Annotated in this window: 24 protein-coding genes and 1 pseudogene; 14 read left to right on the forward strand and 11 right to left on the reverse strand. The window is 71.3% G+C overall.

Annotation, left to right across the window (positions count from 1 at the left end; genetic code table 11):
- Window positions 1-30: 30 nt before the first annotated feature.
- Window positions 31-258, reverse strand: coding sequence for a hypothetical protein (locus AMYTH_RS0135780; protein ID WP_027934247.1), 228 nt, complete (start codon window positions 256-258; stop codon window positions 31-33).
- Between the two features lie 234 nt (window positions 259-492).
- Window positions 493-1203 (reverse strand): dipeptidase PepE, encoded by a 711-nt coding sequence (gene pepE / locus AMYTH_RS0135785; RefSeq protein WP_027934248.1) that lies wholly within the window; start codon window positions 1201-1203, stop codon window positions 493-495.
- A 94-nt stretch (window positions 1204-1297) separates the two neighbouring features.
- Between pepE and AMYTH_RS0135790 the strand changes: the two genes are divergently transcribed.
- Entirely contained in the window at window positions 1298-1729 is a 432-nt protein-coding gene (locus AMYTH_RS0135790; protein WP_027934249.1) for a TIGR03667 family PPOX class F420-dependent oxidoreductase, read from the forward strand.
- Window positions 1730-2303: 574 nt separating this feature from the next.
- On the opposite strand, the gene AMYTH_RS0135795 is transcribed toward AMYTH_RS0135790, so the two are convergent.
- A complete protein-coding gene (locus tag AMYTH_RS0135795; protein ID WP_027934250.1) occupies window positions 2304-2561 on the reverse strand; it encodes a helix-turn-helix domain-containing protein in 258 nt (85 codons plus the stop codon).
- A 72-nt stretch (window positions 2562-2633) separates the two neighbouring features.
- On the opposite strand from AMYTH_RS0135795, the gene AMYTH_RS0135800 reads away from it, so the two are divergent.
- Window positions 2634-2918, forward strand: a complete 285-nt coding sequence (locus AMYTH_RS0135800; protein ID WP_027934251.1) for a winged helix-turn-helix domain-containing protein — start codon at window positions 2634-2636, stop codon at window positions 2916-2918.
- Here the strand turns inward: AMYTH_RS0135800 and AMYTH_RS0135805 are convergent.
- Window positions 2915-3970 carry a J domain-containing protein gene (locus AMYTH_RS0135805; protein WP_027934252.1) on the reverse strand — a complete coding sequence of 352 codons (1056 nt, stop codon included), beginning with the start codon at window positions 3968-3970 and terminating at the stop codon, window positions 2915-2917. The genes AMYTH_RS0135800 and AMYTH_RS0135805 overlap by 4 nt on opposite strands.
- 54 nt (window positions 3971-4024) lie before the next feature.
- Here AMYTH_RS0135805 and AMYTH_RS0135810 point away from each other — a divergent pair, with 54 nt between their 5' ends.
- Window positions 4025-4597, forward strand: a complete 573-nt coding sequence (locus AMYTH_RS0135810; RefSeq protein WP_027934253.1) for a hypothetical protein — start codon at window positions 4025-4027, stop codon at window positions 4595-4597.
- Here AMYTH_RS0135810 and AMYTH_RS0135815 read toward each other — a convergent pair.
- The 3 genes from AMYTH_RS0135815 to AMYTH_RS0135825 are packed head-to-tail and all read right to left on the reverse strand — an operon-like array spanning window position 4581 to window position 6869.
- Window positions 4581-4973, reverse strand: a complete 393-nt coding sequence (locus AMYTH_RS0135815; RefSeq protein ID WP_017984611.1) for a DUF2237 family protein — start codon at window positions 4971-4973, stop codon at window positions 4581-4583. The two genes, AMYTH_RS0135810 and AMYTH_RS0135815, sit on opposite strands and share 17 nt — an antisense overlap.
- A complete protein-coding gene (locus tag AMYTH_RS0135820) occupies window positions 4970-5473 on the reverse strand; it encodes a GNAT family N-acetyltransferase (RefSeq protein ID WP_027934254.1) in 504 nt (167 codons plus the stop codon). The genes AMYTH_RS0135815 and AMYTH_RS0135820 overlap by 4 nt, the downstream gene beginning before the upstream one ends.
- 7 nt (window positions 5474-5480) lie before the next feature.
- Window positions 5481-6869 carry an MFS transporter gene (locus AMYTH_RS0135825; RefSeq protein WP_037322943.1) on the reverse strand — a complete coding sequence of 463 codons (1389 nt, stop codon included), beginning with the start codon at window positions 6867-6869 and terminating at the stop codon, window positions 5481-5483.
- A gap of 103 nt (window positions 6870-6972) precedes the next feature.
- Here AMYTH_RS0135825 and AMYTH_RS0135830 point away from each other — a divergent pair, with 103 nt between their 5' ends.
- Genes AMYTH_RS0135830 through AMYTH_RS0135845 form a run of 4 tightly spaced genes read left to right on the forward strand, consistent with a single transcriptional unit; the run spans window position 6973 to window position 9602 of the window.
- A complete protein-coding gene (locus tag AMYTH_RS0135830) occupies window positions 6973-7515 on the forward strand; it encodes a UGSC family (seleno)protein (protein ID WP_027934256.1) in 543 nt (180 codons plus the stop codon).
- Window positions 7512-8552, forward strand: a complete 1041-nt coding sequence (locus AMYTH_RS0135835) for a hypothetical protein (protein ID WP_027934257.1) — start codon at window positions 7512-7514, stop codon at window positions 8550-8552. Before AMYTH_RS0135830 ends, AMYTH_RS0135835 begins: the two co-directional genes overlap by 4 nt.
- Window positions 8549-8785 carry an ADP-ribosylation factor GTPase-activating family protein gene (locus AMYTH_RS0135840; RefSeq protein WP_017984607.1) on the forward strand — a complete coding sequence of 79 codons (237 nt, stop codon included), beginning with the start codon at window positions 8549-8551 and terminating at the stop codon, window positions 8783-8785. Before AMYTH_RS0135835 ends, AMYTH_RS0135840 begins: the two co-directional genes overlap by 4 nt.
- Entirely contained in the window at window positions 8775-9602 is an 828-nt protein-coding gene (locus AMYTH_RS0135845; protein WP_027934258.1) for an SDR family NAD(P)-dependent oxidoreductase, read from the forward strand. Before AMYTH_RS0135840 ends, AMYTH_RS0135845 begins: the two co-directional genes overlap by 11 nt.
- Here the strand turns inward: AMYTH_RS0135845 and AMYTH_RS0135850 are convergent.
- Together AMYTH_RS0135850 and AMYTH_RS0135855 are read right to left on the reverse strand one after the other, a co-directional pair.
- Window positions 9599-10936 carry an MFS transporter gene (locus AMYTH_RS0135850; protein WP_157360718.1) on the reverse strand — a complete coding sequence of 446 codons (1338 nt, stop codon included), beginning with the start codon at window positions 10934-10936 and terminating at the stop codon, window positions 9599-9601. The genes AMYTH_RS0135845 and AMYTH_RS0135850 overlap by 4 nt on opposite strands.
- A gap of 113 nt (window positions 10937-11049) precedes the next feature.
- Complete coding sequence (locus AMYTH_RS0135855; protein WP_020421539.1) at window positions 11050-11688, reverse strand: TetR/AcrR family transcriptional regulator; 639 nt, start codon at window positions 11686-11688, stop codon at window positions 11050-11052.
- A gap of 65 nt (window positions 11689-11753) precedes the next feature.
- On the opposite strand from AMYTH_RS0135855, the pseudogene AMYTH_RS46340 reads away from it, so the two are divergent.
- A pseudogene (locus AMYTH_RS46340) lies at window positions 11754-13540 on the forward strand (bifunctional sugar phosphate isomerase/epimerase/4-hydroxyphenylpyruvate dioxygenase family protein).
- Here AMYTH_RS46340 and AMYTH_RS0135865 read toward each other — a convergent pair.
- Complete coding sequence (locus AMYTH_RS0135865) at window positions 13528-13869, reverse strand: putative quinol monooxygenase (RefSeq protein ID WP_027934260.1); 342 nt, start codon at window positions 13867-13869, stop codon at window positions 13528-13530. The pseudogene AMYTH_RS46340 and the gene AMYTH_RS0135865 overlap by 13 nt on opposite strands.
- 83 nt (window positions 13870-13952) lie before the next feature.
- Here AMYTH_RS0135865 and sigK point away from each other — a divergent pair, with 83 nt between their 5' ends.
- Together sigK and AMYTH_RS0135875 are read left to right on the forward strand one after the other, a co-directional pair.
- Entirely contained in the window at window positions 13953-14546 is a 594-nt protein-coding gene (sigK, locus tag AMYTH_RS0135870) for an ECF RNA polymerase sigma factor SigK (protein ID WP_027934261.1), read from the forward strand.
- Window positions 14543-15268, forward strand: a complete 726-nt coding sequence (locus tag AMYTH_RS0135875) for an anti-sigma factor (RefSeq protein WP_027934262.1) — start codon at window positions 14543-14545, stop codon at window positions 15266-15268. The genes sigK and AMYTH_RS0135875 overlap by 4 nt, the downstream gene beginning before the upstream one ends.
- 538 nt (window positions 15269-15806) lie before the next feature.
- On the opposite strand, the gene AMYTH_RS0135880 is transcribed toward AMYTH_RS0135875, so the two are convergent.
- A complete protein-coding gene (locus tag AMYTH_RS0135880; RefSeq protein WP_027934263.1) occupies window positions 15807-16265 on the reverse strand; it encodes a nuclear transport factor 2 family protein in 459 nt (152 codons plus the stop codon).
- Window positions 16266-16341: 76 nt separating this feature from the next.
- On the opposite strand from AMYTH_RS0135880, the gene AMYTH_RS0135885 reads away from it, so the two are divergent.
- The 4 genes from AMYTH_RS0135885 to AMYTH_RS0135900 all read left to right on the forward strand — a co-directional run bounded on the left by AMYTH_RS0135885 (window position 16342) and on the right by AMYTH_RS0135900 (window position 19343).
- Window positions 16342-16788, forward strand: coding sequence for an SRPBCC family protein (locus tag AMYTH_RS0135885; RefSeq protein ID WP_027934264.1), 447 nt, complete (start codon window positions 16342-16344; stop codon window positions 16786-16788).
- A gap of 26 nt (window positions 16789-16814) precedes the next feature.
- On the forward strand, window positions 16815-17000 hold the full coding sequence (locus AMYTH_RS0135890; protein ID WP_228685101.1) for a KTSC domain-containing protein: 186 nt from the start codon (window positions 16815-16817) through the stop codon (window positions 16998-17000).
- A gap of 102 nt (window positions 17001-17102) precedes the next feature.
- A complete protein-coding gene (locus tag AMYTH_RS0135895) occupies window positions 17103-18488 on the forward strand; it encodes an alkaline phosphatase PhoX (protein WP_027934266.1) in 1386 nt (461 codons plus the stop codon).
- 63 nt (window positions 18489-18551) lie between these two features.
- The gene (locus AMYTH_RS0135900; RefSeq protein ID WP_027934267.1) at window positions 18552-19343 is read left to right on the forward strand and encodes an aminotransferase class IV family protein; all 792 of its coding nucleotides are present in this window, start codon (window positions 18552-18554) and stop codon (window positions 19341-19343) included.
- The last annotated feature ends 5 nt before the right edge of the window (window positions 19344-19348 follow it).

Below are 19348 nucleotides of genomic sequence, written 5' to 3' on the forward strand. Positions count from 1 at the left end.
CACCCGGCACAGTTCGCGGTGCGCGGTAGGTCAATGGAGGAAATACGACAGGTCGTGCACCAAATCCCATTCGGCGCGGTGCGCCTCCGGTGGGCCCGTCCACGGTTCGTGAATGATCTGCTCGTCGCGGGCGCATTGCCCGCAAAGCGGGTGGCCCTGCGCGTCGAAACACCATTCCTCGTCGGCGGGGGTCTGCTCGTGGGGAACGAGGCAGCCGAAGCAGCTGTCCGCGGGGCGAAAATCGATGTGCGTGGTCATGATCGCATCCCGTCGCTCGCAGTTGCACCATGGTAGGCACGGGCCGGAGCGGGCACGAAGCATCGTCATCCGAATGTAGCAAACGGTTGTCTCGGCTGCTGAAACACTGTTGAACCTTTTATTGACGGGTGTGGTTCGCCCCTGTCGGAAACGCGTGGAAAATGATGCGGACCGGCCTTGATTCGAGGCGCACTGCCGCGCGTTCCGGAAAATGCTTGATCAATTTTCGCGGGCTCAGGCGATTTCGCTCGCCAGTAGGTCGCCGAGGTTCGCGCCCGGCCGCAACTCGGCCGGCTCGGAACCGCGGCGGAACAGGCGGGCGCCGCTTTCGTCGCCACCCAGGGTGAGGCTCTGGTCCTCGCGGCGCAACCAGGTGCCCTCGCGCAGCCCCAGCACCGGCACGTCGTTCTCCTCGAGGAACTGCTCGATGCGCTCCTCGCGGGTCTCGCCCATGTGCGTGGAGCCCGGGTCCGGGTCGAGGTAGTGCGGGTTGATCTGGAACGGCACGAACCCGGCCGCGTCGAACGTGGGCGGCTGCACGATCGGCATGTCGTTGGTGGTGCGGATGGTGGGGCAGGCGACGTTCGTGCCCGCGCTCGATCCGATGTAGACGGTGCCGTGCGCCACGCGGTCGCGGATCGGGGCGAGCAGTTCGCGGCGGTAGAGCTCGCGCAGGAGCCGGAACGTGTTGCCGCCCCCGGTGAACACGGCCTGCGCGGAGTTCAGCAACCGGATCGGATCATCCTGGTGGGCGCCGGCGACCTCGACGCCGAACGGGGCGAGCGCCTTGGCGACCGTGGCCGTGTAACCGTCGTGGTCGGCCAGCGCGAAGGGGACGAACACCAGGCGACGCACGTCCTGGAGCACTTCGCCCAGCGCGTCGGTGGCGTGCTCCAGGTAGCCGCGTCCGGGCGCGGTCGAGTTGGACAGCAGCAGCAGACGCATCGATGATCCTTTCCGGCGCTCGATCCCCGAATGACTATCACGGGCGGTCCACGGAGTTGCCGCGGAAGTGAGCCCGGCCACTACGCTGGACGGTATGGCAGATGGCGTTCTTCCCGACCCGTCCAGCCCGTTCGGGCAGCGGGTACGCGAACGGCTCGAGCACGAGCGGGTCGTCTGGTTCACGACAACCGGCGCCGACGGCACCCCGCAGCCGAACCCGGTGTGGTTCGTGTGGGACGACGGCGGGTTCCTGATCTACAACGCCGCGCACGCCAAACGGCTGTCCCACGTCCAGGAGCGGCCGCAGGTGGCGCTCCACTTCAACAGCAACGAGCAGGGCGGGGACATCGTGGTGTTCCGCGGCCTGGCCCACCCGGCCGACACACAACCCCCGGCCCACGAGAACCCCGCTTACGTAGCCAAGTACGGCGAAGCGATGGAGTCGATCAGCGGCAGCCTGGAGGCGTTCTCGAAGGCGTATCCGCAGGCACTGCGCGTGCAGGTGAACGCGGTACGCGGATACTGACGGCGAAAGCGCCAGGGCTCAAAACCCAAGGAAGCTGGGTGGTCATCCCGTCGCCTGACACCGGCGCCATCACCTTGAGCCAGGGCCGCAACCTCCGCGCCCGCGTGAGTTGACATGCCAACCTTGCGGCCCTGGGTCAAGGTGATATGCACAAAACCGGAAGGCGACGGGATGACCACCCAGCCACCCACCCGAGGTGAGATGACAACGGTCCCCTGGTCATCCCGGAGCCTGCCCGTCCGGCGAGGACTATCTTTTGATCTTTAAAGCCGCGCCTTCGCGCGGAAAATGCGCCTCACGGCGCTCGAATGGTCACCTTTCGACCACCCCCGCCCCCGATGCCTGATTGTGTTTCAGTCGCCGAGCAGGGTTGTCAAGGCGGGAAAGCGTGCCTTGACAACCCTGGTCGGCGACTAAAGATCGGCTGTGGATCGGGGGCGGGGGAGGTCTGGTTCGATGGTCGGTGCTGTTGCGTTGCCGGCTTGCGTGTCGCTGGTGGGGGAGGTCTGGTTGGGGTAGTCGCTTGCTTTTCGTTGCCGGCTTGCGTTGCCGGCCGGCGGTTTCTTGGTGGTGCTCACCGGTCCCGGTCGTCCAGCAGTTCCGCCGGGTGCACTCCCATTGCCTCGGCCAGGCGGAACAGTGTGTCGAGCGTGATGTTGCGCGTCGGGCGGGGGGAGCCTTGCGCGAGTCTCGAACGTTCGAGTTCGGCGATCACCGAGCGGGACACCCCGGCCCGGTCCGCGAGGTCGGCCTGGCTCAGGTCCCGGTCCCGCCGCAGCCGCCGGACACGCGTTGCCAGTGCCCGCAGCCGGGCGTCCAGTGCCTCCTCCATCGTCACAGCGACGCAGCCTACCAACGGTCCCGCCGAGCCGACTTTTTGTCTTTTCTATGCTACCGTGGAGGGGTGAACAGAGAACTCTCCGCCACCGGCCCCGCCTACCTCTACGACCTCGTCGCCGACGACCTGGCCCGTCGCATCGAGACGGGGGAGCTCGCGGTCAACACGCCGCTGCCGGCCGAACAGACGCTCGCCCGGCAGTACGGTGTCTCGCTCGGCACCTGCCGCCACGCGACGAAGGTCCTGCGCGACCGTGGGCTCGTGCGCACGATCCCGTCCAAGGGCACCTTCGTCGCCGAGCGGCCCAACCGCGCGGCCGTCTACTGCTTCGAGCCGTACCTCGTGGCCTAGACGACCTGTGCGCGCACCTTGCGCAGCAGCCGCACGTCCACGCGCGCCGGCTCGGCGGCCAGCCAGTCGCCGATCACCTGCACGAACTGGTCCGGCGTCATCGGCGGCGCGGGCACGTCGAAGTCCTCGTCGGTGGTGATCTCGCCCGTCCGGCTCGGGTACACGATCAACGCGCCCCGGATCTCCGCGCCCGGCAACAACGCGCGGAAGGCGTCGAGAGCCTCCGGCAGCTGCGTCGCCCCGCCGCGGAAACGACGGTTGTCCCGCCACAGCTCCCCGTACTCGTCAGCCGCGTAGTGCCCGGGCAACCACGTCTTCGACTCGATCAACACCAGCCGCCGCCCCGCGAGCACAGCGTGATCGATGTCGGCGAACACCGAACCCGGCCAAGCCAGCCCATGGAAGATCCGCGCCCCCGGCAACCGGGTCAGGTACCGCTCCAGCAGCTCCGCCGTCAACCGCTCGCCCCACTGGTCCGGCTCCGAACCGGGCGCGCCGAACACGACCGTGCCACCGAACTCGTCATCCACCGCGCGCTCGGCCCGCGCCATCTCCCGGTGCTGCCGCACCAACCAGATCGCCACCGCCGACGCCAGCACCAGCCACACCGCGACAGCCAGCGCGCCCGCCATGATCGGCAGCACCACCAGCAGCAACCACGCCAGCAACAACGCCGCCGGAGCGTGCCCAGGCGCCGCCCGGTCCCCGGTCCGCGCCTTCTCCCGAGCCGCGTCCCACCACTCCAGCGCATCCGGGTCCAGCACCGGCAACTCGGCCGTGAAACTCGGGTCCTCACCCAGCTTCCGCCCCGGCCGCCGCGCCCGCACCGGCGACGAGGTCGCGGCCGCACGATCCAGCGCCCGGTCGTACGCCGCGCGCTGCAACGGGTCCACCAGCACCTCGTAGGCCTGCCGCAACGCCTGGAACTCGTCGGGCGAACCACCGGCGTCCGGGTGCGCGGAGCGCGCCCGCTGCCGGTACGCGGACTTGATCTCCGACGTCGAGGCACGCCGGTCCACCCCGAGCAGGTCGTAGTAGCCCTCGCCACGCACGCGGTCACTTTATGTGGTCTCCGATTTCGCGCCACATGTGGCTAGAGTCAGCCGATGGTCCTCGACATCACGGACAGGCTGGGCATCCGCACCGGCCGCCACGTCGCGCCCGCCGGGCTCGCCGCGATCGTCCTCGGGGCCGCCCTCTTCGTCCTCCCACCACACAGCACCCTCGCCGCGATCGCGCTCGCACTCACCGGCGGCGCGGCCTTCGCGCTCGGCACCGCCCGCCGCGCGAACGGCCGGTGGTGGGCCCTCGTCGCCGGCCTGATCAGCGCGGCACTCCTCTTCGCCGCGCTGACCGTCGCCGGCCGCGGGCTCGCCCTCCGCGCCTTCGGCCAGGCCGAGACGTGCACGGTCACCGACCGCGTCATGATCGAGACCGGCGCCCGCTACCACCACTACGGCTTCGTGCACACCCTCGCCTGCGGCAGCGGCACCCTGACCATCCGCACCGACCCGGGCGACCGCGTGCCCGTCGGGACCGCGGTGCCGATCCTGACCAGCGATCTCATCGAACCGGACTTCGCCGACCGGCACTCCCTCCTGCTGGAGGTGCCTGCCGTGCTCGGGTCGATCGCCCTGACCGCCGTGCTCGTGCGGCGTTCCGTCAGGTCAGCGAACTAGGGTCCGCCGGCACGTCCACCGCGTGCCGCTGCAGCGCCTCCAACGGCACGACGTCCAGCGCCCGCTCGTGCGTGGACGCCAGCACCACCGGCGCGGCCACCCCCGCCTCGAACGCCTGCAGCCACCGCGCGGCAACCACGCACCAGCGGTCACCGGGCTGCAACCCGGGGAAGCCGTACTCCGGGCGCGGCGTGGACAGGTCGTTGCCGACCCCGCGCTGGTACTCCAGGAACTCCTTGGTCACCACGGTGCACACCGTGTGACTGCCGAGGTCGTCGTCACCGGTGGTGCAGCACCCGTCCCGGTAGAAACCCGTCATCGGATCGGTGCCGCAGGGCTCGAGTTCGCCGCCCAGAACATTGCGATCGGTCGTCATGGCAGTCCGTGCTGTCGTATCCAATCGTCCTTGGCCAGAGCGTACTCGACGTCACCGTGTTCGGCCCCCGGAAGCGGGTCCGGCCAGTCCTCGTGGAACGTGCGCACGTACCGCAAACCGGACTTCTCCATCACCCGCCGCGACCCGGTGTTCACGGCCATGGTGAACGCCACGACCCGCTCGACCCCGCCCTCGGCGAACCCCCGGGCGATCAGCGCCCGCGCGCCCTCGGTCGCGTAGCCGCGGCCCCAGAACCGCCGCCGCAACCGGTAGCCGAGTTCCACCTCGCCGCCGCCGAGCGGGCGGAACTCGAACCAGCCGGTGAACTCGCCGCTCGCCTTCTCGACCGCGGCGAAGTACCCCTCCCGCCCGGCCACGTCCCCGGCGGCGGCGTCGCCCAGGTAACGCATGACCTCGGGGTCGCTGTTCAGGTCGGCCACGAGGTCCGCGTCGGCGGGCGTGAGGGGCCGCAGGATCAGCCGGTCGGTCTCCAGGCGCACGCACCGATCATGCCCGCACCCGCTCCGCCGAGTCCCGCCCGGCGCTGATCGCCGTCAGGGAACGGCCCGTCGTCGGGATGGCCAGGTAGAAGATGATCAGCGCGGCGAACACGTACCCGGCGGCGAGCACCAGCATCGACACGTGCGGGCCCGCCGCGGCGACCGCCACCAGCACCACCGACTGCAGCACCCCGCCGGTCTGGCCCAGCCCGCCGGCCAGCGAACCGCCGCTCGCGCGGGCGTGCGTCGGGAACACCTCCGCCGCGTAGGAGAAGCCGGGCACGAACAGGATCGGCCCCGCGACCTGCGTCAGCACCGACCCGAGCACCACCGCGGCCGGGTGGCCGGAGGTGACCGTGACCAGCAGCGGGCTCAGCGTCGCCAGAGCCAGGCCCAGCACGATCAGCTTCTTGCGCTCCACCCGGTCGATCACGAACGGCATGACGCAGTAGGTCGCGACCCCGGCCAGCGTCCCGATCGCCAGCAGCATCGTCCCGCTCGACAGGGACAGCCCGAACTCGGTGAGGATCGTCGGCTGGAACGTGATCGTCGCCCGCACCGACCACTGCACCCCGAACCAGAACCCGATCACCACCAGCAGGCGCTGCAGGTAGGGCGGGCGGAACAACAGGCGCAGCGGGAACTTCTCGCCCTCGGCGTCCGGCGGCACGTCCGGGACCGCGGGCAGCGCGTGCCCGGCCGCCGCCATCCGGCGCTCCAGCGCGGTCGTGATGCGGTCGGCCTCGTCCAGCCGCCCGCGGGTGGCCAGCCAGCGCGGCGACTCCGGGATGATCGGCTCCCGGGTGAAGAACATCAGCACCAGCGCGACCGCCCCGACGCCGAACAGGATCCGCCACCCGACGTTCGCCACCGGCACCAGCGCGGTCGACAGGAACGCGGCGGCCACCGCGGCCACTCCGGACCAGAACACGTTGTAGGCGAGGTACTTCCCGCGCCGCGCGGCCGGGGAGAACTCCTGCACCAGCGCGGTCACCACCGCGATCCCGCCGCCGGTGGCGAACCCCGACAGCACGCGGAACACCAGCAGCGACGGGGTGTCCCAGGCGATCGCGGTCAGCAGCGCGGTCACGGTCAACGCGCCGAGGCCGAGGAAGAACGACCGTTGCCTGCCCAGGATGTCGCCGAGGAACCCGAACAGGATCGCGCCGAGCGCGGTGGCCACGAGATTTCCGGTCAGCATGACCGTCACCTGGGTTGCCGTCAGGTGGAAGTGCTCTTTCAGCACGGGCAGCGAGTAGCCCACGATCGACACGTCATAGATGTCGACGAAGTACGCGATGCCGAGGATCGCGAACGCGGCCTTCGGCAGTCCCCAGCCGGGGAGGCGGTCGATGCGGGCGTTGATCACGGCGCTGCCGCGGAGATCGGCTGGCAAGGCGGAGGTCCCTTCTTCCGGTGACGCGTCAGGCCATTACCGATCACGGCCGCGGAACCGGCAAGCGGGGTCACCGCCCCACGGAAGACAAGGAGTCGCACCGATGGTTGAGGCCATACTCGATCCGACGGGCGGACGGCGCGCCGTCGCACAGGGCGCCGCGGTGCTCACGCCGAACCGGCTCAAGCTGGCCGGCGCGACGATCGGGCTGCTGGAGAACACCAAGAAGAACGCGGCGCCGTTCCTCGCCGAACTGGGCAGGCTGCTCGTCGAGCGGCACGGCGCGGCCGGGGTGGTCGCCCGCACCAAGGCCGCGTTCGCCATGCCGATCCCCGAGGAGCAGCTGGCGGAGCTGGCCAGGACCTGCGACGCGGTGATCACCGGCGTCGGCGACTGCGGCTCGTGCAGCGCTTCCGCGGTCGCGGACGGGATCGCGTTCGAACGCCACGGCATCCCGGCGGCGGTGATCTGCAGCGACGCGTTCATCGTGACGGCCGACGCGATGGCCGGGATGCGTGACGCGACCGGTTACCGCTACGTCGTCACGCCGCACCCGGTGGCGGTGCTCGGGCCGGACGAGGTCCGCAAGCGCGCCGAGGAGGCGCTCGACGACGTCGTCGCGATCCTGACCTCGGTGGCGTCGTGACCGCGCCCGATCCCGTCGTCGCCCAGGAGGCGATCGAGTACTGCTACGAGCAGGGCTGGACCGACGGGCTCCCGGTGGTGCCCGCGTCGCGCCCATTGGTCGATGAGTTCCTGGCGCGCACGAGCCGCGCTCCGGAGGAGGTGATCGGCCGCGTCGAGCAGCTGGACCGCGAGTGCACCGTCGAGCAGGCCGCGATCAGCGCGGCGATGGCCGGGTGCCGTCCCGAGTACTTCCCGGTCGTGCTGGCCGCGTGGGACGCGCTGATGCTGGACCGCGCCGCCCGCGGCGGCGGCTGGCAGAGCACCAGCGGCCCGTCGCCGATGCTCGTCGTCAACGGGCCGGTGCGCCAGGAGCTCGGGTTCAACAGCACCGGCGGCGTGTTCGGGCCCGGCTTCCGTCCGAACGCGACAGTGCCGCGCGCGATCGGCCTGATGGTGCGCAACGCCTTCGGCATCCACCCGCACGTCCTCGAACAGGCGACCCAGGGGCTGCCGGGCCGGTGGCAGATCTGCTTCGGCGAGAACGAGGAGGAAAGCCCGTGGGAGCCGCTGTCGGTGTCGGCCGGGCTCGGGGACGGGGTCAGCGCGGTCACCGCGATGCTGCTGCGCACCGTCGAGTACGTCGACAACCGGCACACGCAGGACCACGAGCAGGTGCTGTGGGACCTGGCCGACACGATGTCCCGCACCGGCGCGCTGATCTTCCGCGAGGCCTCCTACGGGCTGGTGCTCGGGCCGGAACACGCCCAGCTGCTCGCCAAGAACGGGATGTCCAAACAGGACGTGCAGGCGTGGATGATCGAACACGTCGGACGCACCGGTCGGGATCTGCGGCGTGCCGGCAAGAGCGCGGGTGAGAAGCACGTGCGGGGCGCGTCCGAGTCCACTGACGGCGACGACGAGTTCCAGCGGTTCCTGCCGTCGCCGCGGCACGTCCCGGTGGTCGTGGCGGGTTCCCGCAACGCGGCGATGTCGATGGTGGTGCGAGTGTTCGGCGAATGGTCCGGCAAGGCGGTGGCGGTGGAGGGAACGGCATGATCGACCAGACCGGCCTGGCGGCGATGCGCACGACGCTCGCCGCGGACGGCTACGCCCTCGACGTCGCCGAGGAGGGCGGCCGGGTGGCGGTGCGGATCTCGGTGGCCGATCCGGCCGCGTGCGCGGACTGCCTGGCGCCGGAGCCGATCATGCGCGGCATCCTGCACCAGTCGCTCGGCGTGCCCGAGCAGGTGATCGACCTGACGTACCCGGGAGACGACGATGACCGGTGACCCACTGGCCGCGGCGGGTCCAGTGTGGATGGCCGGCCGCCGCGCGATCGTCAGCGGCGGCGGGCTGTCCGGTTCGGCGGGCGGCGTCGGCTACGCGGTGAGCCGCCTGTTCGCCGCGCAGGGCGCCCGGGTGGCGGTGCTGGACCGCGATCCGGCCGCGGGCAAGCGGACGGTGGCCGACATCGAGGCCGACGGCGGGGAGGCGATCTTCATCCAGGCCGACCTGACCCGGGACGAGGACTGCGAGCACGCCGTCGCCGCCACCGCCGAGGAGTTCGGCGGCGTGGACGCGCTGGTCAACAGCGCCGCCTCGGGAGATCGCGCCGGGGTCTTCGACGTCACGCCGGAACGGTGGGACGAGCTGATCGCGCTCAACCTCAAGACCGCCTGGATGATGACGCGCCACGCGGCGGAAGCGATGACCGGCGGCGGGGCGGTCGTGAACATCTCGTCCGCGGCGGTCACCGCGGCCGGGCCCGGCACGGTGTACGGCATCGGCAAGGCCGGTGTGGAGCACTTCACGCAGGGCGCCGCCTCGACGCTCGGACCGCGGGGGATCCGGGTCAACTGCGTGCGGGTCGGCGCGATCTGGTCCTCGATGGCGGCGCGCGACCTGCCCGAGGAGATGCGGGAGCTGCGGGCGAAGGGCGTGGCGCTGCAGACGGAGGGCACCGGGTGGGACATCGCGTACGCCGCGTTGTTCCTGGCCAGCGACCGCGCCCGGTGGGTGTCGGGCGCGGTCCTGCCGGTCGACGGAGGCGGCCCGCACCGCGCAGGCTTCCCGAGCCGCTCCGCCGACGCCGCCCGCAACCGCTAGGCGGGGGCCCCGCCCGGGGAGGCCACCGGTACCCGTCCGCCGTCGGCGTCCTTGCGGCCCAGGTCGGCGGTCGGGACCCGGTAGTTGTCCCGGCCGGTCAGCACCGCGATCACGTTCACCAGGCACAGACCAGCGGTGAAGATCGCGACGCCCACCCAGTTCGCGCTCTTGTCGCCGGCGATGGCGGCGGCGATCGTCGGCGTGAACCCGGCGATCGCGAACCCGATCTGCGTGCCGATCGCCATGCCGGACAGCCGCACCCGCGCCGGGAACATCTCGCCGTAGAACGCCGGCCACACCGCGTTCGTCGCGCTGTAGACGACGCCGAACATCAGGATGCCCACGACGAACACGAGCACGTAGTTGCCCGAAGCGATCGCGCCGAGGTAGGCGAAGATCAGCACCCCGCAGCCCAGCGACCCGCCGATGAACACCGGTTTGCGCCCGACCTTGTCGGCCAGCATCGCCCACAGCGGGATCGCGCCGAGCGCGACGACGTTGGCGAGCACGCCGACCCACAGCATCGGGGTGCGCTCCAGGCCGGCGGAGTTGACCGCGTAGGACAGCGCGTAGACGGTGAAGACGGTGCTGACCGCGGCGATCACGGCCGCGAACACGACCCGCAGGACGTCGGCCCAGTGGTCGCGGAACAGCACCGCGACCGGCAGCTTCGCCTGCCCCTTGCCGGCCACCTCGCGCTCGAAGACCGGCGTCTCGTCCAGCTTGCGCCGGATGACGAACGCGGCGACGACGACCAGCGCGCTGGCCCAGAACGGCAACCGCCAGCCCCAGCTCTGCAGCGCGGCCGTCGGCATCGCGGCGACCGGCAGGAACACCGCGGTCGCCAGGATCTGCCCGGCCTGCGTGCCGGACAGCGTCCAGCTCGTGTAGTACGAGCGGCGGTTCTCCGGCGCGTGTTCGAGCGACATCGAGTTCGCCCCGGCCTGTTCACCTGCCGCGGACAGCCCCTGCAGCAGGCGCAGGACCACCAGCAGCACCGGGGCGAGCACGCCGACCTGCTCGTACGTCGGCAGGCAGCCGACCAGGAACGTCGAGGCGCCCATCAGCAGCACGGTGAAGACCAGGACCTTCTTGCGGCCGAACCGGTCGCCGATGTGGCCCAGGATGAACGCGCCGATCGGACGGGCGACGTAGCCCACCCCGAACGTGGCCAGCGCCAGCAGCGTGCCTGCCGCCGGGTCCGAGCTGGGGAAGAAGATCTTGCCGAAGACGAGTGCGGCGGCCGTGCCGTAGATGAAGAAGTCGTAGTACTCCAACGCGCTTCCGACCCAGGCGGCCACCGCTGCCTTGCGGGGCTTTCCGTGCTCGACCACGTCCAACGCTCCTGTCGCTCCGTTGCGGACCGGGTTAATGTACCGTCTGGTTACGTACCAGATGGTGAGTTAGCCGGACGAGGCTTGTCAACCCGGAGAAGGGGACGAAACGCTCAGTGCGCGGTCAGGTACTCGACCAGCAGGTCGCCGAGCATCTTGCGATAGTGCTCGCGCCGGCCGGGGTCGAGCATGTCGCGCTTGAAGATGGCGTTGAACGTGTGCCGGTTGGCGGTGCGGAAGATGCAGAACGCGCTGATCATCATGTGCACGTCCAGCGCGTCGACGTCCTCCCGGAACGCGCCGGCGGCCCGGCCGCGTTCCAGGATGCGGGTCAGCACGTCCAGCGCGGGGTTGGCGAGCGTCGAGAGCACCTCGGAACGGCCGATGTGCTCGGCGTTGTGGATGTTCTCGATGCTGACCAGCCGGATGAAGTCCGGGTGCGACTCGTGGTGGTCGAAGGTCAGCTCGGCGAGCTGCCGCAGCGCCTCGACCGGGTCGAGGTGGTCGACGTCGAGTTCCTGCTCGCGGGCGCGGATGCCGGAGTAGGCGCGTTCGAGCACCGCGATGTAGAGGCCTTCCTTGCTGCCGAAGTAGTAGTAGAGCATCCGCTTGGTGGTGCGGGTCTTCGCGGCGATCTCGTTGACCCGCGCCCCGGCGTAGCCCTGGTCGGCGAACTCGCGGGTCGCCACGTCGAGGATCTCGGCGCGGGTGCGCTCGGCGTCGCGCAGGCGTTCGGCGCTTTCGGTCGGCATATGCGCACCGTAGGACTCACCGACTGGTTCGACCAACACCGGCCCGTGCGAGAGGAGTCCCGGCCATGAGGCGAGGGATCGCGACCGTGTGCCTGTCCGGCACGCTCGAAGACAAGCTGACCGCGGCGGCGGCCGCCGGCTTCGACGGCGTCGAGATCTTCGAGAACGATCTGGTCGTCTCGCCGCTGTCGCCGGCCGAGGTCCGGCGCCGCTGCGACGACCTCGGGCTGTCGGTGGACCTGTACCAGCCGTTCCGGGACTTCGAGGCGGTGCCGCCGCCGGTGTTCGAGGCGAACCTGCGCCGCGCCGAGCGGAAGTTCGACGTGATGGAGCAGCTCGGCGCCGACACGATGCTGGTGTGCTCCTCGGTGTCGCCGGACGCCGTCGACGACGACGATCTCGCCGCCGAACAATTGCATACACTCGGTGTACGAGCTGCTCAGCGCGGTATGCGCGTTGCGTACGAGGCGCTGGCGTGGGGCCGGTTCGTCGACACCTACGACCACTCGTGGCGGATCGTGCGGCGCGCCGACCACCCGGCGGTCGGCCTGTGCCTGGACAGCTTCCACGTGCTCTCCCGCGGCAGCGACCTCGCGCTGATCCGGACGATCCCGGGCGAGAAGATCTTCTTCCTGCAGCTGGCCGACGCGCCCCGGCTGCACATGGACGTCCTGCAGTGGAGCAGGCACCACCGGCTGTTCCCCGGGCAGGGCGCCTTCGATCTGACCGCGTTCGTCGGGCACGTGCTCGCCACCGGCTACTCCGGGCCGCTGTCGCTGGAGGTCTTCAACGACGTGTTCCGGCAGGCCGATCCCCGTCGCGCGGCGGTCGACGCGATGCGGTCGCTGCTCGGGCTGGAGGAGTCGCTCGGGGAACCGGCGATCGCCGCGCCGGAACTGACCGGGCACGCGTTCACCGAGGTGCCGTGGACGAGGCCACCGGCCCGCAGCTGGCCGCGGCGCTGACCGCGATGGGCTTCGCGCACACCGGGCAGCACCGGTCGAAGCCCGTGCAGCTGTGGGCCCAGGGCGAGGCGCGGGTGCTGCTCAACGCGACCGGCGGGCCCACCGAGATCAGCGCGCTGGCGGTGGCGAGCGCGGACCCGGCGCGCTCGGCGGAGCGGGCGGAGTCGTTCCACGCGCCGGTGCTGCCCCGCGAGCACCGTGCGGGCGAGGCGGACCTGTCCGCGGTGGCCGCCCCGGACGGCACGGCGGTGTTCTTCTGCCGAGACGGCTGGCTGTCGGACTTCACGCCGACCGGTTCATCCGCCGCGGGCGCCGGGTTGCTGGGCACCGACCACGTGTCGTTGAGCCAGCCGTTCGACAACTTCGACGAGGCCGCGTTGTTCTACCGCACGGTGCTCGGGCTGCACCCGGAGATGCCGACCGAGTTCGCCGCGCCGTTCGGCCTGATCCGCAGCCGGGCGGTCACCAACCCGGCCAACACGGTGCGGATCGCGCTGAACGTGGCGCTGCTGCGCCGCGGCGAGTGGGCGCCCGGCGTGCCCGACCCGCAGCACATCGCCTTCACCAGCGACGACGTGCTGGCCACGGCCAAGGCGATGCACGCGGCCGGCGCGCCGTTGCTGGAGATCCCGGCCAACTACTACGACGACCTGGACGCCCGGCTGGCCCCGCCGCCGGACCTGCTCGCCGCCCTGCGCGAGTACTCGGTGCTCTACGACCGCGACGAGCACGGCGAGTTCCTGCACTTCTACACCGAGGTTCTGGGTTCGCGGGTGTTCTTCGAGGTGGTCCAGCGCATCGGCGGCTACCGCGGCTACGGGGCCGCCAACGCGCCGGTGCGGATGGCCGCGCACCGGCGGCTGCGGCTGGCGCGTCAGTCCGGCTGAGCGAAGACCTCGGGGTAGGCGGTGAACACCGGGTTCGCCGCCACCCAGTCCCACAGCTCGTCGGTGATGTCGCCGTAGATCTCCGCTTCCACCATGTCCGCGCACTCGCCGCCGCGCTCGAGCAGGGCCGCTCCGCGGTCGTTGTGCGCGAAGGCGGCGTCCACGTCGGCGTACTCCTCGATGACGACGTAGCTGCCCGGCTCCCCGGAGAACCAGCGGTAGGTCAGCGTGCCCGGCTCGCTCGCGGCCTGGTCGCGCAGCGCGCGGGCGACCTCCTCGAACCCGTGGTGGTCGTGGACGTCGAAGCGGGCGCGCACGTAGAAGCTCATCCCCGAATCCAACCAGCGATCCGGCCCATCCGGTCCCGTTTCGGCGCCGAACACAGGGCGTCGGTGTGAGGGAGGATGACGGGATGGACGATCCGGTCCGGGCGATGCGCCCGGCCGCGCCGGGGCAGGCGGGCCCCTCGCCCGAGGACCTGATGGCCCAGGTCGCACGGGGGAGCGAGGCGGCGTTCGAGCAGCTCTACGACGTCGTGGCCGGCCCGGTGTTCGGCGTGGTGCGGCGGGTGGTGCGCGACGTGGCCCAGTCCGAGGAGGTCGCGCAGGAGGTCCTGGTCGAACTGTGGCGCACCGCGGCGCGGTACGACCGCGGGCAGGGCAGCGTGCTGAACTGGTCGCTGACCTTGGCGCACCGCCGCGCGGTCGACCGGGTGCGGTCGGCGCAGGCGCGCACCGACCGCGAGCAGCGGGCCGGTGCGATGGCGCCGGGGCGGGAGTTCGACGAGGTGATGGAGGCGGTCACCGCCCGGCTGGAGCGGGAGCAGGTGCGCCGCTGCCTGAACGGGCTGACCGAGCTGCAACGCGAGTCGATCATGCTGGCCTACTACGGCGGCCACACCTACCCGGAGGTCGCGGACCTGCTGCAGAGTCCACTCGGGACGGTCAAGACGAGGATGCGGGACGGCCTGATCCGCCTGCGCGACTGCCTGGGGGTGACGCGGTGAACCCGGACGTCCACATGCTGACCGGCGCGTACGCCCTGGACGCACTCGACGAGCTGGAGCGGCGCCGGTTCGAGGAGCACCTCGCCGGGTGCGCGGACTGCGAGCGAGAGGTGGCCGAACTGCGCGCGACGACGGCCCGGCTCGGGGCCGCGGTGTCCGAGACGCCGCCCGCGACGCTGCGGGGCCGGGTGCTGCGGGACGTGCGCGAGGTGCGGCAGGAGCCACCCGGCCGCCGGGCGCCGACACGGGGTTCCCGCAGCTGGACGACACGCTTTCTCGCGGCGGCGGCCGTGATCGCGATCGCCGTCGCCGCGGTCGCCGGGGTCCTCGCGGTGCGGGCGGACCGGCAGCTGGAGACCGCGCAGGCGCAGTACGCGGCAGTGACGCAGCTGCTGGCGGCGCCCGACGTGCAGACGCTGGACGGCGCGGACGCGGGCATCCCGGGCGAGGCGCGGATGGTGATGTCGCCAAGCCAGGACCGGGCGATGCTGATGATGACCGGAATGCCCGACCAGCCGGCCGACGTGACGTACCAGGCGTGGACGATCGACGCGGCGGGCCCGCACCCGGCCGGGGTGATGGGACACGCCGGGACGACCGGTGCGCCGCTGATGCTGGCGGGCCTGACGGGGGTGCGCACGGTCGCCGTGACGATCGAACCAGCCGGCGGCTCGGAGCAGCCGACCAGCGCGCCGGTGGTGCTGTTCACGATGCCGGCGTGACGGTGGGGCCGGGATGTGAGCCCGGGTGGTGGTGCCCGGTGGCCGGGGTGCTCCGGACACTGGGTGCCGCCGCACCCGCGGAAGCATTTCCACACCACGCAATGCCGAATTCACTGGGCGGCCGCCGCACGGCGAGCGGCTGGTGGCTGGCGCGGGTTGCGGCTCCGCGGTGCTCCGGCCACTGGGTGCCACCGCATGGCGGTGGCTCGTGTGTGGGGTGGCGGTTGCGGCGTGGTGGGGTCCCCGGTGCTGCGGCTGCTGTGCGTCGCCGCATCGGCGGGCGGTTGGTGAGTGGTCGGGGTGCTTCGGCCACCGCTCCGCGGTGGCTCGTGTGTGGGTGGCGGTTGCGGCGTGATGGTGGCCCGGGGTTGCCACGGCTGCTGAGCCTCGCCGCACCTGTGGGCGACCGGTGAGTGGCCCGGGGCGCTCCGGCCGCCGGGTGCCGCCGCACTCGCGGGCGGCTGGTGAGTGGGCGGCCACCGCCGCATCCATCAGCGCTGGCCAACACCCGACAGCGCTGGCGTCGGCGAGCGGGAAATCATCGCCGCAAGCGGCGTCGTCCGGTGAGGGGGCCCAGGCCGGACCGCCACCACGCCGGCCACGCGCCGGGCCGTCCCGCGACGGCCATCGCCACCGGCATCGAGTCGAAGAAGGAGTCCCGGCGCGTCACGCGGCCGTCGGCGGTCAGCCACAGCTCGTCCACGGCCCGGAAGGCGAGCGGCTTGCCGCGCAGGGTTCCGCTCAGCCGCAGCTCGATGAACAGCCGGTCCTCCCGGCCCGCCCACGACAGCACCTCGCCCCGCAGGTCCGGCAGGAACCCCAGCAGCCGCTCGGCCTCCCGCCCCCACCCCTGCCTGCCCCGCGTCGGCGGCACCATCGGCTGGTTCAGCTCGACGTCTTCGGCCAGCAACGCGTCCCACGCCTGCGGGTGCGGCCGCGCCCAGCCCTCGGCGAAGGCCGCCACGGCCTTCTCGTGCACGGCGGTCCAGTCGGTCATCGTCGACCTCCTTCTTGCAACGGTTGCAAGAAGTATACGGTTCGAAAACCGGGCAGGCTGAACTACCCTCGAATTCGTGCCAGTCGACGTGCGCACCGAAATCGTGGTCGCGCTGCCCAGGGAAAAGGTGGCGTCCTACGCGGGCGACCCGTCGAACGCGCCCGAGTGGTACGCCAACATCCTGGACGTCGAATGGGAAACCCGCCCACCGCTGCGCGAGGGCACCCGGCTCGGATTCGTGGCGCGTTTTCTCGGCCGGACCCGGCGGTACACGTACGAGGTGATCGAACTCGTGCCCGGCGAACGGCTCGTGATGCGCACGGCGCAGGGCCCGTTCCCCATGGAAACCACCTACAGCTGGGAATCCCTGGACGCGGACAGCACCCGCATGGTGCTGCGCAACCGTGGCGAGCCGAGCGGATTCGCGAAGGTGGGCAGCCGGATGATGGCCGCGGCGGTGGAACGCGCGAATCGCAAGGATCTGCGCAGGCTGAAGAACCTGCTCGAAACCGGCCGACCCTAGTGCGCCGCCGCCCCGTTTCCTCCAGTGTGCTCGCTTCGGTCGGGTACGACGCGGCGCGCCGCATTCTGGAGGTGGAATTCCTGCACCACGGGATTTACCGGTACGTCGGCGTGGAAAGCGCTATCTTCCGCGCGTTGCTGGCCGCGGAGAGCAAGGGCCGCTACTTCCAGGCCCGCATCCGTGACCGCTACCCGCACGAGCGGCTCGCCTGAACCGTTCGCCGGCCGTTCGCCTGCGCGTCGTCTGCGGTCCCCGCCCGGGTCGGAATCGGCGGTTTTGATCCCTTCGCACGGTTCCCACCACAGGAGGTCGTCATGGCTCCACTTTCCCGGCGTGATCTGCTGCGCACCGGCGCGGCGAGCGGTCTGGGCGTCATCGTCGCGGGCAGCGTCGACGCGATCGCGGCGCCCGCCGCGGCCGCGCAGGTCGCCCGCGCCACCGGCTACGGCCCGCTCGTCGACGACCCCGCCGGCCTGCTGGCGCTGCCGAAGGGCTTCCGGTACAAGGTGATCGCGCAGTCCGGCGTGACGAAGCTGGAGACCGGGGAGTTCACCCCGAGCGACCCCGACGGCATGGCGTGCTTCCGCAGCGGCCGGGACTTCGTGCTGATCAACAACCACGAGATCGGCGGCAGCGAGCCGCACCGCACGCCCGCGCTGGCGGGCCTCACCTACGACCCGGGCGCCGGTGGCGGCACGACGACCATCGTGGTGGACCGGGAGGGCAACCGGAAGAGCGAGTACGTCAGCCTGGCCGGCACGCACAACAACTGCGCGGGCGGCGAGACCCCCTGGGGCACCTGGCTGACCTGCGAGGAGACCGAGCAGCGCGCCGGTGGCGTGTACCAGAAGGACCACGGTTACGTGTTCGAGGTGGACGCGTTCGACCGCGACGCGAACCTCGAGCCGGTCCCGCTGAAGTTCCTCGGCCGCTACTCGCACGAGGCCGTCGCCGTCGACCCGAAGACCAGCGAGATCTACCTGACCGAGGACGCGAGCGGCCCGAACGGCCTGTACTTCCGCTGGGTGCCGCCGAAGGGTTTCCGCGGCGGCAAGGGCGCGCTGCGGGCGCTGGCGCTGTCCGCGGGCGGTGACACGGCGGGCAGGCTGCAGGCGATGAGCGCGTTCAAGGGCAGCAGGCACATCGACGACCTGTCCGAGGCGACCACGCCGGGCACCCGCTACAAGGTCCGCTGGGTCGACGTGCCCGACCGCGACGCACGCACCGTGTCGGTGCGCAAGCAGTTCGAGCCGGGCCAGGTGACCCACAGCCGCAAGCTGGAGGGCGCCTACTGGGGCGACGGTGGGGCGTACTTCGTCGCCAGCTACGCCCGGATCAGCGACGGCAGCGTCAACGAGCACGACGGCCAGGTGTGGTTCTACGACCCGCGCGCCGAAACGATCGAGCTGAAGACGATCTACGGCGTGAACCCCGACCCGGACGCCGACACGGACTACGACGGGCCGGACAACATCACCGTGTCCCCGCACGGCGGCCTGATCCTCGCCGAGGACGGGGAGGGCCTGAGCCACCTCGTCGGCGTCACGCGGGACGGCAAGTCCTACCCGCTGGCGCGCAACGACCTCAACGACAGCGAGTTCACCGGGCCGGTGTTCAGCCAGGACGGGCGGATCCTGTTCGCCTGCATCCAGAGCCCTGGCCACGTCTTCGCGATCACCGGCCCCTGGGGCGACCGCTGACCGGGTGATCCAGCTCATCACCGCTGGAGCCTCACACCGGTGTGAGGCTCTAGGTTCGGCGGCATGAGCGTTTTCGTCGTCCACCGCAACGGCCGTCCGGCCACCACCGGAGATCTGGCCCCGCTCGCCTTCGCCGGGTACGCCCACTTCACGGCGATGCAGGTGCGCGGCGGCCGGATCCGCGGTCTCGACCTGCACCTGGACCGGCTGCGTGCCGCGTCGGCCGAGCTGTTCGGCCGCGCCCTGCCGGACGACGTGGTGCTCGCGCACCTGCGGGCCGCGTTGCGGGAGGGTCCGGCGGACGTCTCGCTGACCGCCACCGTGTACTCGCCGGAGTTCTCGGCAGCGGACGCCTCGCCCGAACTGCTGGTCCGCACCGGGCCGGCCACCGACGGCCCGGCCGGCCCGCTGAGCCTGGCGACGTTCGAGTACGAGCGGGTTCTGCCCGCGTTCAAGCACGTCGGCGAGGTGGCCAAGACGTACTACCCGCGACAGGCGGTGGCGCGCGGCTTCGACGACGCCGCGTTCGTCGACCGCCACGGCCGGCTCACCGAGGCGTCCATCTGGAACCTGGCGTTCTGGGACGGAGCCTCGGTGGTCTGGCCGGACGCGGCGGTCCTGCGCGGCATCACGATGGGGATCCTGCGGCGGCAACTCGACCGGTTGGGCGTGCCGCAGCGATCGCAGATCCTGACCGCGGCCGATCTGCCCGCGATGCGCGGGGCGGTGGTCATGAACTCCTGGACACCCGGCGTGGCGGTGCGCCGGATCGACGACGTGGAGCTGGACACGCCGGAGTCCTTTGTGGAGCTGCTGCACCGCGCCTACGCGGAGGAGCCGCTGGTCGCCCCGTGACGGCG

This window comes from Amycolatopsis thermoflava N1165 (assembly GCF_000473265.1).
In the GTDB taxonomy this organism is placed as follows: Bacteria; Actinomycetota; Actinomycetes; order Mycobacteriales; family Pseudonocardiaceae; genus Amycolatopsis_E; species Amycolatopsis_E thermoflava.